Below are 15,162 nucleotides of genomic sequence, written 5' to 3'. Positions count from 1 at the left end.
TTAATACTCTACCATATCTTCCGGAAAAATGCAAGAAGTTTTTCTAACGACCTCAAACCTGCAAAGAGGTTATTTCACACGGCTGAACAGATGGAAATAGGAGCAGTACATCGTACCGCTTCTCAGGGTTCCTTCGTTGATCCAGTCGCCATGAATAGTGGTAGGCCGCTTGCCGTAAATGGCAGAATCCAGGACAAGAAAGCTGTTGTCTGTCTCCCGGTAATCAACGATCGCAATATAATGACCCGGCACCAACGCCACTGCTGTACCGCCGTTTTGCAGATGTCTTTTTAACGAGGTCATATCATAGATCTTTCCATCCCACTTAAAATGATAGAACTTTCCCTTTGCCCTGGCAAAATCTTCATAAAGAGTATCTGCCGTTCCCTGCATGTAGAAATAATGACCATGGGAATTCGAATACTGTGCCAGCATGGTAGGATCGATATACTCACCGTTCAGCGCATAGATGGCATTCACAAAGGAAACCACACCGCAGCCCGACGTAGAGATCGTGCGCACGGGATTGCCGTTACAGTAGATATTTCCGCCCCATTTGGGATCATACTGGGAAAAGACCGTATTCTTTGTCTCTTCTTCTTTTACCGTCGTTTTGGTAAAGACCCAGTTCTGTGCGGCACTGGTACGGGCATATTTCCATTCCCGGATCCCTTTTCCCGAAACAAAAGCAATGCCCTTTTTGCTCTTCTCTTCACGGAGAGCAAAATAACGGCCGTATCTGGTAAAGATCCAGCGTGTTTTTTCGGAAACTACGGAAAGCTTTCCATCCTTCAGTCCCAGGTAACGATCGCTGCCATAGGGAGAGATCGTATACCGGTTATTGTCCTCATGCTTCAGCGTATAAAGCTGATTCTCTTTTCCGGTGGTCTTTCGGAGAAGGGCAGTTTCCTTTTCTGTATCTGCCGTCAGAGAAAAACTGTTTCTCTGGCGGGCACGGATGCTGTAGACACCGTCTGCCAGCAGCTGCTCCGTGGTATCCATGGATAGACGGACCTTTCCATACTCTGCCTTAGGGATCCAGCCAAGATAATAACGGCCGTTCAGATAAAAGGTCATCTGATACCAGGCTCCACTCTCACCTACAGTAGAACCTCCCGCATAAAGAGGCACCGTCTGATAATACATATTCCTGGATTTTCCGCGATAAAGTGTCAGGCTCTGATTGGCAAAGGACTGTACCGCCTGAAATTTCTGTGTAAAGAAAAAGGTATTTCTTTTTACCCAGCCCTTGACTGTCTTTTTTCCCTCTTTGCAGATCACATACAGAGACTGACTGTCCTTGTCATATTTTGTAATGCTAAACTCACGATAACTCAGAGAAGTGAGTTTGTTTTTCCTCTCCGCATCCGTATAAACGATCGTCTTCCGGGCACGGGACAGTGGATAGCCGACCAGTGGATGAGCCGCCGACATAGCTGCCGGATAAGCCGCCTGAACTCTTGGTGCAAAGAAAACACACAAGGTCAAAAACAGGACGAGGACACCAAAGATTCTCTTCTTTTTCATCATTTTTTATTCCCTCTTTTTCAGTAAAGCCAGAAACTGTTTCTCCTTTTCCGTCAGATTTGCATCCTCCAGAAGGTCCGGGCGCCGTTCCAGCGTCCGCCTGATGGACTCCTCACGCCGCCATTTCTCCACATTGGCATGATGGCCGGAAAGGAGTACGGGCGGTACCGCTTTATCCCGCCATACCTCCGGCCGGCTATACTGAGGATATTCCAGAAGATTGTCATGAAAGGATTCGATCGTTCCGGATTCTCCATTGCTCAAGACCCCCGGAACCATTCGGGAGATCGCATCGATCATGACCATGGCCGGAAGTTCTCCGCCTGTGAGGACATAATCTCCAATGGAAACATAATCCGTTACCACTTCCTCCAGCACTCTCTCATCAATGCCTTCATAGTGACCGCAGAGAAAGACCAGATCTTCTTCTTTTGCAAAATCCACAGCCATTTCCTGACGAAAAACACTTCCCTGGGGAGTCAGATAGATCACCCTGGGCTTGTGTCCCATCCGTTCTTCCAGATCTTTCACTGCTGCATAGACAGGCTCCGCCTGCATGACCATTCCGGCACCACCGCCGTAAGGATAATCGTCCACTTTTCCGTAGCGGTTTCCTGCATAGTCCCGGATATTGACAGCTTCCAGACTCAGAATGCCCTTTTCAATGGCCCGGCCAATGATGCTGGTGTTCAGCCCCTGCAGGATCATCTCCGGAAACAAAGTCAGTACATGATAGTTCATAAATCCAACAGCCCTTCCAGTACATGTACCTCCATCTCACCTTTTTCAAGATCGACAGAAAGAATACAGTCTTTGATTGCAGGAAGGAGAAGCTCCTTTCCATTTTTATCCGTAACCTGATAGACATCATTGGCCCCTGTCTCAAGAACATCCGTAAGCTCTCCGAGAAGCTCTCCTTCATCCGTAACTACCTGAAGACCGATGAGATCTGCGATAAAATACTCATCCTCTTCGAGAGGAACTGCCTGCTCTCTTGTTACAAGAAGGCTTTTTTTGCGGAAAGGCTCCACTTCGTTGATGTTATCAAATTCTTTAAACTTCAAGATCACAAACTGCTTAAAAAACTTCACCCCGGATATGTGCAGGAGCATTTTTTCCCTGCCTGTATCCAGATATATGGTCTTCAGATCCAGAAAACGTTCCGGATCATCCGTTGTCGGGAAAACTTTTACCTCTCCCCGGATTCCATGAGTGGCTGTGATCACACCCACCTGTAAAAAATCTTCCATTCATTCACCTCAGTCTCAGTCGATTCCGTAAAGACGTTTATAAAGAGCCGGTCTGCGGTTTCCGTAAACGATCCGTTTGATCGTGATACCGCCTTCCGGATAATTGCTTCCATAATGGCCGGAAGCATTGATCATCAGATTGTTGCCGATATAAACACCCACATGGTCAATGGGGCCGCTGGTATCATATTTCAGATAAAATACCAGATCACCCGGTTTCAGATCTCTGTAGGAAACCTGTCTGGATACACCCTGCAGATAGTCTGTGTGGGGATAGGGCATACCCTTTCCTGCCGCCTCGTAGATCTGCTTTGTAAAGGTTGCGCAGTCGATTCCGCCGGTAATGGAATTTCCGCCAAGAATGAAGCGGGTTCCAAGATATTTATAACCATAGCTGATCGCCGTCCGAACCGTACGGTTAGAAGAAATGTTATTGATATTAACAGCTGTAAGAGCAATATTTTTTGCATTTACATAGCCTGTTACCGGAACACCATTGGCTTTTTTACGGTTATGCAGATAAACCGGGATCCAGGTCAGCTGTTTCTTTTTCATCTTTCTGGTCAGATATTTGACCTTAGACATGTTGACAACGATTCCGCCACCTTTTTCCAGAGAACCGTACGTTCCTTTTTTAAAGCTTGCCTGCTGATAAACATAAGCACGGCTGGTGCTGGATTTGTTCCAGGCAATGACCTTGTAGCCTCTTGCAGAATACTTCAGCGGTGTGGTCATATTCAGCTTCGCTGCACTGACTCCCATCGGAAGCAGCATAAAAACGCTCAGCAACATCAGTAACAACAGAACTCCCTTTTTCTTTCCTTTCATAAAACAGCCCTCCCATTATAAAATATGTTTTTTGTAGAACTGCCCGCTGCTTCGCAGCTGGTGCAAATTCCTTATATACAGAAAAAACCCCGTTTTCACGAGGTTTTTAACTGTCACTGCAGGATATCTACAACGACTTTCTGGTCTTCCTTGGAAGCAGCGGCTTTCACCACAGCACGGATCGCTTTCGCAATACGGCCCTGCTTTCCAATAACCTTTCCCATATCAGAAGGGGCAACCTTCAGTTCAAGAACTGTGGTCTTTCCACTCTGTTTTTCAGTAACAACGACTTCCTCGGGAAACTCAACAAGAGATTTCGCAATAACTTCTACGAGTTCTTTCATATACATGCACCTCTCTTTGTTAATTATTTCTCGATTCCGGCTACTTTAAGAAGTTTAGCAACAACATCGGTCGGCTGTGCGCCGTTTGTCAGCCATTTCTTTGCCAGCTCCTCGTCGATTTTGAACTCGCTGGGATTTGTGTTCGGGTTGTAGGTTCCGATCTCCTCGATAAATCTACCGTTTCTCGGGGATCTGGAATCAGCAACAATGATTCTATAGATAGGGTTCTTTTTCTGACCCATTCTTCTCAGTCTGATTTTTACTGCCATCTTTGATTCACCTCCTTAAGGTTTCCATTGATTATTTAAAAGGGAAGCCGAAACTTGCCTCTTTTAGCACTTTTACTGTTCATCATTCCGCCCATCTGTTTCATCATCTTGCGGGACTGATCAAACTGTTTGACCAGCTTGTTCACCTCACTGATGTCTACTCCCGCTCCGGCAGCGATACGCTTCTTCCGGGAAGGATTCAGAAGGTCGGGATTCGCTCTCTCCTTCGGTGTCATGGAGAGGATCATAGCCTCGATCTGTGCCATTTTCTTTTCGTCCATGGCATCTTCGATCTGCTTGAGCTGACTGCCACCCATGCCCGGAAGCATTTCCAGCAGTTTTCTCATACCGCCCATATTTTTCATCTGTTCCATACTTTCCAGATAATCATCGAAGCCAAACTGGGCTTTTTTGAGCTTCTGCTCCATACTTCTGGCTTTTTCCTCATCGATGTTGGCCTGTGCCTTCTCAATGAGACTCATCACATCTCCCATTCCAAGGATACGTGAAGCCATTCGGTCAGGATAAAACTGCTCCAGATCGGAAAGCTTTTCGCCCATACCTACATAGAGGATCGGTTTTCCGCAGGTTGCCTTAATGGAAAGGGCTGCACCGCCTCGGGTATCGCCATCAAGCTTTGTCAGGATGACTCCGTCAATACCAACCTTCTGATTGAAGGTATCGGATACATTTACGGCATCCTGTCCGGTCATGGCATCCACAACCAGTATGGTCTGATATACATCCACAGCTGCCTTGATCTTTTCAAGCTCTTCCATCATGGATTCATCCACATGAAGACGGCCTGCCGTATCAAGGATCACAACATTATGACCATGATTTCTGGCATGCTCTACGGCTGCTTTTGCAATATCTACGGGATTCTGTCTGTCTCCCATGGAGAAAACTTCGACACCGACTTTTTCTCCGTTGATCTCCAGCTGACGGATCGCTGCAGGACGGTAAACGTCACAGGCTGCAAGCAAGGGCTTCCGTCCTTTGCTCTTGAGCTTTGCTGCAATCTTTGCTGTAGTGGTGGTCTTACCTGCACCCTGAAGACCTGCCATCATAATGACAGTGATCTCACTTGCGGGCTTTAGCGCGATTTCTGTTGTCTCAGAGCCCATCAGGTTCACAAGTTCTTCGTTTACGATCTTGATCACCATCTGTCCCGGATTCAGACCGTTCATCACGTCCTGTCCGACGGCGCGTTCCTGGACATTTTTGACAAACTGTTTTACCACCTTGAAGCTGACATCCGCTTCCAGAAGTGCAAGCTTGACTTCTTTCAGAGCGGTCTTTACATCGGCCTCTGTCAGGCGACCCTTGCTGCGCAGGTTTTTGAATACATTTTGAAGTTTTTCTGATAAGCTTTCAAATGCCATTATAACTCCTCCAGAATCTCATCTGCGATGCGCTTGATGTTGTCCGGACAATCCGTTGAACTCCGGATCTCCTGAACCTTCGTACGGATCTCAAGGAACCGTTCCACCAGATGAAGCTTCTCTTCATAGTCGGAAAGGATCTTGTCACAGCGCCGGATCATATCGTGAACACCCTGGCGGCTGATGCCGCGCTCCGCTGCCACCTCCGTACAGGAGTAATCATTGAGAACCACGTCCTCATAAATGCTCTGCTGATGCTCTGTGAGAAGCTCACCATAGAAATCATAGAGCAGAGTTCGTTCTACAAATTTTTCCATCTCGAGTCACCTTTGCTATCATAACTGATGAGTTCCCTTTTGTCAAGTATTTTTTCTTGACAAGTTTCATTTTTTTATCCTTCTCCGGAATATCCGGTTCCACAGACGGCTGTTCCGATCCATTCACCCATTTCCACCTGCGTTTCAATCCCCTGTTCCGTATGTTTCAGAAATTCCTCCCGGAAATCCACACGGTCCTTCTGGACCAGAAGGAGAATGGTAGAACCGCCAAACTCAAACCTGCCTTTTTCACTGCCCTTCTTCACCTGTTTTGGTCCATGATAATTTTTGATCCGTCCAACCATCATAGCGCCCACTTCCATCTGAAGGAGCGTACCGAAATTTTCTGTCCGGATCAGACAGTATTCTCTGGTATTCTCGTGATACACGGGTACAGACTCCACAGCAACAGGATTTACGGTATGAAGAATGCCTGGAATCCTGATATTCTCTGATTTTTCTCCGTCAGCCGGATAAGAATACCGGTGGTAATCATCGACACAGAGACGAAAGACACAGGCATAGCCTCCCTCGTATCTTTTTGCCAGCGCAGGATTCTTCAAAATCCGCTCCAACGTATAAACGCTTCCCTTTATGGTGAATTCTGCTGTCTCATCCAACGGATAAACAGAAAGCTTTCCATCCGAAGGACTGACCAGATGAGATGGATCACAATCGATCATCCGCTCGGTGGGAAGGATCTCTCTGGTGAAAAAGTCATTAAACGAACGATAAGGCCTTTTGACATAAGGCCTCATATCCATCTGATTCTTTTCAATAAAGGGGCGGATCAGAAAGCAGGAAGCTTTCCGGTCAAGAAAAATCCCGGCTGCTCTTGAAAGTCCCGGCTGTGTCAGGACCTTCAGAAGTATTCTGCCGTAAAAAGAAGTATAAAGCTTTTCGAGAAGCCGGTCCTGACCGGAGTTTTCTTCCCGTATCACTCCATCTCTGCCCATACAGCGATGAACAGAAGAAGGAATTGCTGTTTTTGTTTTTTTCATGTTTCCTTCCTTAATAGATATGTAACAGTTTTCCAAGGATCACCAGACCTGCTACAATAAAAAAGCACATCAGCTTGTTTCCCGGTTTCAGGACACGGATCTTGCTCACGAAAAGGAACGCCACCACAAACATCACTGCAATAAGAATCCGAAGATAAGCCGTGTGACCACAGTAGGGTCTTAAAAGGTAGATCAGAGGGAAAATAATGGAGATCGAAGTGACCGGAAGTCCCTCATAACTCTTTCTCCGCTCTTCTGTTTCCTGCTGCCGTCTCATCTCTTTGACATTGAAATAACCCAGACGGATCACTGCAGCCAGTACATACACACACATGGAAACCGTTCCAACCAGACCTCTCACGCCCAAAGCGTAGGTCAGGAATGCCGGAAACGCTCCAAAGCAGAAAAGATCACACAGCGAGTCGATCTGGATTCCAAAATTCTTTTCGTCCTCCGTCCGGTCTTTCTTTGTCCTTGCCACTTTTCCATCCAGCATATCACAGATACCGGATGCCACCAGACAGGCGATCGCATTGCCGAAACGGCCATCCAGCGCTTCCGTCATTCCCACAACAGAGCTCAGAAGGCTCATATAAGTGAGTACTACCGTATAGTTGTAAAATCCTATAAACATTTTTACTCTTTCTCCCTCTCTACATTTTCTTCTGTATTTTCCTGTTTTTTTTCAGAGAAGCCCGCGTCAGCTTCAGGTGTGCATAAAAGGTGATCGCTGCACTGATGAGCAGTAACGCGTAATAACTGATGCCTCGGCTCAACAGCATACCGGGCAGAAGCTTCTCACCAAAGACCGGTTCAAACATGGTCATAAACAACCCCTCGCTGACTCCCACTCCTCCCGGCAGCGGCAGCATGTCCACCGCCACAGAGATCACTGCCTGAAGGATCACTACCAGATACAGTGGTGTTCCGGCAAGTCCAAAGGAACGGTACACCAGCCAGGTCACAAAGAACAGGCTGAAACGTTGAAAAATCGTGATCAGCATCACATAAAACACTACTTTTTTATGCGTTCTGAAATAGACACTGGCTTCCCGGTATTTATTCATGGAAAGCAAAAGCTTTCTTGTCCGTGCCCTTTTGTATTTCAGAAGATGAAGTTTTTCCAGAAAGCGAAGCCCATAATACAGGATCCGTTTGGTCCATCCAGGCACAAAGACCAGGATCATCATGCTGGTCACGGCGATCACATTGAGTCCCATTCCCAGATAAAGCAGGTAGCGTGAACTCCCCATATAAGCCAGGATCACAGGCCCCATGAAAAGCAAAACCACAAATCCAACCAGTACCAGCACTGCCTTATAGGTAATGGTCACGATCATCAGCACCAGCGTTGACACAGAAACATCCAGTCCGTCTTTGCCCATATAATAGATCTGTGCCGGCTGGCCGCCGGAAGCAGATGGTGTGATACAGCTGTAAAAGAAACCGATAAAGCTGTAGCGGATACACTGATGCAGCTTCGTCTTTTTTCCCAAAGATGTCATCATATAGTGAATGATCACCGATTCACTGCACACAAAAACGATGACAAGGGCAAGTGCCGCGATGAGCCAGCCGGGATCTGCTGTCTCCATAACACGCCCGATCTCTTCCAGCTCCTGATCTTTCAGAAGCGCATAAAAAGTAAATGCCACCAGAAGCACCAGAAACAGAATCTCCAGAATGCTCTTTTTGTTTTTCCTGATAAATTCCATATCCGGTCCCCCTTTTTCCGTCCCTGTCTGTAACGCTTGTTTCTATTTTAGCAATTTTCGACGAATTATACCATTGATTTTTTCATAAAATTGTCTTACGTTTTTGTAATATTTCATTTTTCCATAAAATTGCCACATCGCTTCTGCCAAAAGGAAGCCAGCTGCAATGTCCACTACCACGTGCTGACGGATCAAAACAGTAGACAAGGCAATGAGCCAGGCAAATACAAAGGAAAAAATCCGGTACCAGCAGGGAATGTCCTTTCTCCCGCGCACGGCAATATAACAGAACCAGCTGTTCATACAATGAATGGACGGAAGCAGGTTTTCCGGTTTATCCATTTGATAAAGCCACCGGAGAAGCGTAATGCTGAGAGAATCTCCGACCAGCTCCGGGCGGAGATTCGTAGTAGGGAAAAACACAAAAAACAGAAAACAGACAACGCGGGCAGTCAGATCTGCGGTCAGATAACGGTAAAAGTAATCTTTTCCGTTTCCTGCTGCAAGAAGATAATTTACGACCCAGAAAAGATAGCAGATCAGATAAATATACACAAAGCCTGGAACGAAGGGAAGCCTCCGGTCCAGGTCAAGGGTAAGATCAAAATGGTAGCGGTTTCCTGCAATAGCCATTCCGCCCCAGTACACCAGATCGTTTAAAAGAAAGGTACTGAGAAGCGGAATCACTGCATAACCGTATTTTCCGAATAATCTTTTACAGATTTGCATGTGTGAGTTTGGGTTTGTACCCATTGTCCTTCAGAGCTTTGACGATCTTTTCTTTATGCTCTGTTCCGAATGCCTCTACCGTGATCTTCAGTTCCACAGCCGCATTACGATTGGTGCTGAAGAACTGGTTATGATCCAGTTTGATCACATTACCCTGCTCTTCTGCCACAACAGCTGCCACTCTTGCCAGCTCACCGGCACGGTCAGGAAGCAGGACAGATACGGTAAAGATACGGTCACGCAGGATCAGTCCGTGCTGGATCACAGAAGACATGGTGATCACATCCATATTACCGCCGCTCAGGATGGAAACCACTTTCTTTCCTTCCGGTTTGAGATGTTTCAGGGCTGCTACTGTCAGAAGACCGGAGTTCTCCACGATCATCTTATGGTTCTCTACCATATCCAGGAAGGAACCGATGATCTCGGCATCAGAAATGGTGATGATATCATCCAGATTCTTCTGAAGATACGGGAAAAGCTTGTCTCCCGGTGTCTTCACGGCTGTACCGTCAGCGATGGTATTGACTGTCGGCAGAGTCACTACATGGCCTTCTTTGAGAGAAGCCTTCATGCAGGCAGCTCCTTCCGGCTCCACACCGATCACCTTGATCTTCGGATTCAAAAGCTTTGCCAGAGCAGAAACACCGGTAGCCAGTCCGCCGCCGCCGATGGGAACCAGAATGTAATCCACCAGAGGAAGCTCTTTTACGATCTCCATGGCAATGCTTCCCTGACCGGTTGCAACAGTCAGATCATTGAAGGGATGGATAAAGGTCAGACCTTCTTTTGCTTCCAGTTCTTTTGCATACTCGCAGGCATCATCGTAAACGTCCCCTTTTAATACCACTTCAGCGCCGTAGCTCTTTGTACGGTTCACTTTGATCAGCGGAGTGGTGCTCGGCATCACGATCACTGCACGCACACCGAACTTCTTTGCTGCATAAGCCACACCCTGCGCATGGTTTCCTGCGGAAGCGGTAACCAGACCTTTGTTTCTTTCCTCATCCGTAAGGGTACTGATCTTATAATAGGCTCCACGGATCTTATACGCACCTGTCACCTGCATATTTTCCGGCTTCAGATAGACCTTGTTGCCTGTCTGCTCTGAGAAATAATCACTGTATACCAGCTTCGTCTCTGTGGCAGCCTCTCTTACGATGTTATATGCCTCTTCAAATTTTTCAATGGTCAACTGCTCCATGATGTTTTCCTTCTTTCTGTATGATTTTATGATGTTCTGTGACCGGTTGAACGAAACGTTCTGAATCGTTGAATGTTTTACTGCTTGTCCTGGTTTACGTCAAAAAGTGCATTTACAAACTGGTTCGCATCGAACTTCTGAAGATCATCAATGCTCTCTCCCACGCCGATGTATTTCACCGGAATACCCAGTTCGGAATGGATCGCTACTGCGATACCGCCTTTGGCGGTTCCGTCCAGCTTTGTCAGGATGATACCGGTGATATCTGCCACCTCTTTGAACTCCTTCGCCTGTGCCAGTGCATTCTGCCCGGTGGTGCCATCCAGTACGACCAGCGTCTCCCGGTAAGCCTCCGGATATTCTTTTTCAATGATCCGGTTGAGTTTTCCGAGCTCCGCCATGAGATTCTTTTTGTTGTGAAGTCTTCCGGCGGTATCCACCAGAAGAACGTCCGCACGTCTTGCCTTGGCTGCCTGAATGGCATCATAGACTACCGCTCCGGGATCCGAGCCTTCCTGACCGCTGATGATCTCCACACCGGCCCTGTTTGCCCAGCTTACCAGCTGCTCTCCGGCTGCCGCACGGAAGGTATCCGCTGCCGCCAGAACTACTTTTTTGCCCTGATCCTTGAGTTTACCGGCCAGTTTACCGATGCTTGTGGTTTTTCCCACACCGTTGACACCGATGACCAGCACCACCGATGTGCGGTTTTCAAACTCATAGGCCGTCTCTCCCACATTCATTTCATCCTTGATGCTTTCAATGAGAAGCTCTTTGCATTCGGACGGATTTTTGATGTGCTGCTCCTTCACCTTTCTCTTCAGGTCTTCAATGATGGACGTCGTGGCGTTGATCCCGAGATCTCCCATAATGAGGATCTCTTCGATCTCGTCATAGAAATCGTCATCAATGCTTGAAAATCCGCTGAAGATCGAATCGATCCCCGATACGATATTGTTTCTGGTCTTGGTCAGCCCTTCTACCAGACGTTTAAAAAAACCTTTCTTTTCTTCCATATTCCACTCCATTTATCACTCATCCAGGTCATCCTCAATGAGATTTACCGAGACAAGGGCGGACACTCCTTTTTCCTGCATGGTGATGCCGTACAGGCGGTCGGCAGCCGCCATCGTGCCCCGTCTATGTGTTATAATAATAAACTGTGTATTTTTTGTCAACTTATGAAGATAATTTGCATACCTGGCAACGTTGGATTCATCCAGTGCCGCCTCGATCTCATCCAGCAGACAGAACGGAGACGGTTTCAGATTCTGGATCGCAAAAAGCAGGGCGATCGCTGTGAGTGCCTTCTCACCGCCCGAAAGCAGGATCATATTCTGAAGCTTCTTTCCGGGCGGCTGTGCAATGATGCGGACACCCGCCTCAAGGATATCTTCGCCCTCCACAAGCTCCAGTTTGCCATGGCCGCCGCCGAAAAGCTGGCGAAAAACCTTATCGAACTCTGTCTGGATCCGGACAAAATTTTCTTCAAACTGCCGGCGCATACCCGCATCCAGCTCATCGATGACACCGAGAAGCACTTTTTCACTCTCCACCAGATCATCATGCTGTTCCTTCAGAAAGCCATGACGGTCAAAAAGTTCTTTGTATTCCTCGATCGCATTGACATTAACGCTTCCAAGAGACCGGATCTCATTTTTCAGGTCTGCGACTGCTTTCCGAAGCGGATTCATCTCCTGATATTCTTCCCGTTTCAGTTCTTTCGCACTGCCCGGGGTCAGCTCGTACTGTTCCCAGATATCATTAATCCTGCTGTCCCTGATTTCCGCCAGTTTTTCCTGACGGGCACTCAACCGGAAATTTTCCTTGTCCAGAAGACTCTTCTGCTCCGTCAAAGCTTCCCGCTCACTGAAAAACCCTTTCTGAGTCACCATGCAAGTATTTTTTTCTTCCGTCAGAGCTTTGATCTTTTCTTCCGTTTCCTTCTGGATGCCTGCTCCGGAATCGATGCTTTCCTGGATTTTTTTCAGATTTTCTTCTTTCTGAAGTGTTTCTGTCTCTCCGTCTTCCAGTTTTTTCTGAACAGAAAGCTTTTCCTCATTCAGGCTTCGGACTTCCCGTTCCATACGGCTGGTGTTCTGTTTCAGGAAATCTTCCTTCTGGAGAAAGCCTGCCAGACGAAGATGCACATTTTCAAAACGCTGCTTTTGTTCCGTCAGATTGGCCCGTTCCTCTTCCAGGGCTTTCTGGTTCCTATCGATCCGCTCATTGAGTTCCTGTTCCTGTTTCACAGAAGCATCCAGTTCTTCCTGAATCCGGAGTTTTTCCTCTTTGATCTCTGCCATCTGCGTTTCGATCTCCACAGCCTCATCCTTCAAATGATGATAACCGGAGGCTGTTTCATCCCGTCTGGCTTCCATCTGGCTGATCTCCATTTTTGCCGTATTCTGGACCAGATATTCCTTCTGGAGTTTTTCTGCCAGCGCTGCGATCTTATCTCTCAACGCATTCCGCCTGCTCCGGTTTTTATCGATAGACTGATTCAGCGCATCCAGATCCTTCCTCAGAAGTTTTACGCTCTCTTCCAGCTCCTCGATCTCACGACGCCGGCCCAGAAGATTGCTGGAATTCTTGAAGGAACCACCCGTCATGGAACCGCCGGGACTTAATAGTTCTCCCTCCAGCGTAACGATCCGCAGAGAATACCGGTATTTTCTGGCCAGAGCCACCGCATGATCGATGGTATCCACTACTACTACCCTGCCAAGAAGGTAACGGACCAGACCTTCGTATTCCTGATCTGCCCGGACAAGCGTACTGGCAAGACCGATGACTCCCGGTTCTTTTAAGGCTCCATTATCCGTAAAACCGCCTCTTAGGCCCACACTGGTCAGGGGCAGAAACGTTGCCCGACCAAATTTATTTTTCTTCAGAAAATCGATCATCCGCTTGGCAGTCTCTTCATCTGCGGTAACGATGTTCTGAATACTGCCGCCAAGAGCTGTCTCTATAGCCACCTCATAGGCTTTTTCCACTTTGATCAGGTCAGCTACCACACCGAGAAGACCGGGCTCCCGTGCTTTCTGCTCCATACAGCGGCGGATGCTGTTTCCATATCCGTCATATCGTTCTGTGATGTTTTTCAGGGATTCCAGACGGGAGGCCTCACGGTGAAAAGCCGTCTGTCCCTGCTCCGCCTGCTGATTCTGCGTCATCAGTTCCTGACGAAGCTTTTCCACCGCATCTTCATACGTACGGCTTTCTTCTGTCAGTTCTTCGATCCGGTCAGAAACCGTTTCGTATTTTTCCTGTAATTCTTTCAGGGAATCTTCCTGTTCGTTTTCTTCACTTCGAAGTCTTAAGAGCTTCTGGCTCACTTCCGCCCGACGGATCTGATTCTGCTCCATCATCGTGTCATACCGCTGGATCTTTCCCTTGGTCGAAGCACGCTGGTTCAGGATCCGGATGATCTCATTTTTATCCCCTTCTATTTCCCGGTTCAGATGAGAAATGGATGCTTCAATGGCATCATTTTCCACGGAAGTATCTTCTTCCTCTTCCTGTGCCTTCTTTCTCTCTTCCTTCAGATCTGTGAATTCCTGGCGGCTGCTTTCCAGCTCTTTTTTTCGCTCTTCCAGTTCTTTTTCAATGATCTCCAGACGTTCCAGCTGGTTTTTCCGGGAAGTCTCCACGGAACGGATCTGTTCCCGCAGGACATCCATCTGTCCGGCCAGCTGCTGGCGTTTCAGCTGGTTCTCGCTGTTTCTTGCCCGCTCCCCTTCGATCTGGCCGTCCAGATGGGTAATTTTTTCTTCCAGACGGTCATACTCCGTACGGATTTTTTCATACTTCTGGTTGTTTTCTTTCAGATCTCTTTCGGAAATTGCCAGTTTTTCCTCAAGTGCCTCCAGCTCTGTCCTGCTCTCTTCCATTTCCAGAAGAAACATGTTGACATCCAGAACTTTCAGTTCATCTCTTTTTTTCAGATAGATCTTTGCTGTCTCGGACTGTTTTTCCAACGGTCCCAGCTGTCTGGTAAGTTCCGAAAGGATATCATTGACGCGGACCAGATTCTGGCGTTCATCCTCCAGTTTTTTCTGGGCAGCCGCTTTTCGCCGTTTGAATTTGACAATGCCAACGGCTTCATCAAAAAGCTCCCGCCGTTCTTCCGGTTTTCCACTCAGGATCTTGTCGATCTGCCCCTGTCCGATGATGGAATAGCCTTCCTTACCGATACCGGTATCGTAAAACAGCTCATTGATATCTTTCAGACGGCAGGCAGAACCGTTGATGCGGTATTCACTTTCTCCTGACCGGTAGACACGCCTCGTGACCGTCACTTCATCGAATTCAATGGGAAGCTTATGGTCTGAATTATCCATTGTGATAGAGACAGAAGCAAAGCCCATGGGTTTCCGGTTTTCTGTTCCGGAAAAGATAACATCCTGCATGCTGGCACCACGGAGAGATTTGGCACTCTGTTCTCCAAGAACCCAGCGTACCGCATCCCCTACATTGCTCTTTCCGCTGCCGTTTGGTCCCACGATACCGGTAATTCCGTTGTGGAACTCGAACAGGATCTTATTCGCAAAGGATTTAAAGCCCTGTACTTCAATGCTCTTCAGATACATG

Annotated in this window: 15 protein-coding genes; all 15 read right to left on the bottom strand. The window is 47.5% G+C overall.

Going from position 1 to position 15,162, the window contains the following annotated elements:
• Nucleotides 1-69: 69 nt before the first annotated feature.
• Nucleotides 70-1,530, bottom strand: coding sequence for a hypothetical protein (locus DXA57_RS03260; RefSeq protein WP_117764562.1), 1,461 nt, complete (start codon nt 1,528-1,530; stop codon nt 70-72).
• A gap of 3 nt (nt 1,531-1,533) precedes the next feature.
• Complete coding sequence (gene trmD / locus DXA57_RS03255) at nt 1,534-2,268, bottom strand: tRNA (guanosine(37)-N1)-methyltransferase TrmD (protein ID WP_117764560.1); 735 nt, start codon at nt 2,266-2,268, stop codon at nt 1,534-1,536.
• Nucleotides 2,265-2,777, bottom strand: coding sequence for a ribosome maturation factor RimM (rimM, locus tag DXA57_RS03250; protein ID WP_117764558.1), 513 nt, complete (start codon nt 2,775-2,777; stop codon nt 2,265-2,267). Before rimM ends, trmD begins: the two co-directional genes overlap by 4 nt.
• Before the next feature lie 15 nt (nt 2,778-2,792).
• The gene (locus DXA57_RS03245; protein WP_117764556.1) at nt 2,793-3,605 is read right to left on the bottom strand and encodes a C40 family peptidase; all 813 of its coding nucleotides are present in this window, start codon (nt 3,603-3,605) and stop codon (nt 2,793-2,795) included.
• Between the two features lie 113 nt (nt 3,606-3,718).
• A complete protein-coding gene (locus DXA57_RS03240) occupies nt 3,719-3,949 on the bottom strand; it encodes a KH domain-containing protein (RefSeq protein WP_117764958.1) in 231 nt (76 codons plus the stop codon).
• Nucleotides 3,950-3,972: 23 nt separating this feature from the next.
• On the bottom strand, nt 3,973-4,218 hold the full coding sequence (gene rpsP / locus DXA57_RS03235; protein ID WP_117764555.1) for a 30S ribosomal protein S16: 246 nt from the start codon (nt 4,216-4,218) through the stop codon (nt 3,973-3,975).
• A gap of 35 nt (nt 4,219-4,253) precedes the next feature.
• The gene (gene ffh, locus DXA57_RS03230) at nt 4,254-5,603 is read right to left on the bottom strand and encodes a signal recognition particle protein (protein ID WP_117764553.1); all 1,350 of its coding nucleotides are present in this window, start codon (nt 5,601-5,603) and stop codon (nt 4,254-4,256) included.
• Nucleotides 5,603-5,920, bottom strand: coding sequence for a YlxM family DNA-binding protein (gene ylxM, locus DXA57_RS03225; RefSeq protein WP_117764551.1), 318 nt, complete (start codon nt 5,918-5,920; stop codon nt 5,603-5,605). The genes ffh and ylxM overlap by 1 nt, the downstream gene beginning before the upstream one ends.
• A 74-nt stretch (nt 5,921-5,994) precedes the next feature.
• Nucleotides 5,995-6,921 carry a phosphatidylserine decarboxylase gene (locus DXA57_RS03220; RefSeq protein WP_243005703.1) on the bottom strand — a complete coding sequence of 309 codons (927 nt, stop codon included), beginning with the start codon at nt 6,919-6,921 and terminating at the stop codon, nt 5,995-5,997.
• 10 nt (nt 6,922-6,931) lie between these two features.
• Nucleotides 6,932-7,555, bottom strand: coding sequence for a CDP-alcohol phosphatidyltransferase family protein (locus DXA57_RS03215; protein ID WP_117764549.1), 624 nt, complete (start codon nt 7,553-7,555; stop codon nt 6,932-6,934).
• 19 nt (nt 7,556-7,574) lie between these two features.
• Entirely contained in the window at nt 7,575-8,636 is a 1,062-nt protein-coding gene (locus tag DXA57_RS03210) for a lysylphosphatidylglycerol synthase transmembrane domain-containing protein (RefSeq protein WP_330423184.1), read from the bottom strand.
• A gap of 42 nt (nt 8,637-8,678) precedes the next feature.
• Nucleotides 8,679-9,365, bottom strand: coding sequence for a phosphatase PAP2 family protein (locus DXA57_RS03205; protein ID WP_199612672.1), 687 nt, complete (start codon nt 9,363-9,365; stop codon nt 8,679-8,681).
• A complete protein-coding gene (ilvA, locus tag DXA57_RS03200) occupies nt 9,352-10,569 on the bottom strand; it encodes a threonine ammonia-lyase (protein ID WP_117764545.1) in 1,218 nt (405 codons plus the stop codon). The genes DXA57_RS03205 and ilvA overlap by 14 nt, the downstream gene beginning before the upstream one ends.
• A gap of 77 nt (nt 10,570-10,646) precedes the next feature.
• Nucleotides 10,647-11,585, bottom strand: coding sequence for a signal recognition particle-docking protein FtsY (gene ftsY / locus DXA57_RS03195; RefSeq protein ID WP_117764952.1), 939 nt, complete (start codon nt 11,583-11,585; stop codon nt 10,647-10,649).
• A 15-nt stretch (nt 11,586-11,600) separates the two neighbouring features.
• A complete protein-coding gene (gene smc, locus DXA57_RS03190; RefSeq protein WP_117764543.1) occupies nt 11,601-15,161 on the bottom strand; it encodes a chromosome segregation protein SMC in 3,561 nt (1,186 codons plus the stop codon).
• Nucleotide 15,162: the final 1 nt, after the last annotated feature.

Source organism: Blautia sp. OF03-15BH (assembly GCF_003463065.1).
Classification (GTDB): Bacteria; Bacillota; Clostridia; order Lachnospirales; family Lachnospiraceae; genus Limivivens.
This window is presented reverse-complemented; position numbering and strand designations above follow the sequence as displayed.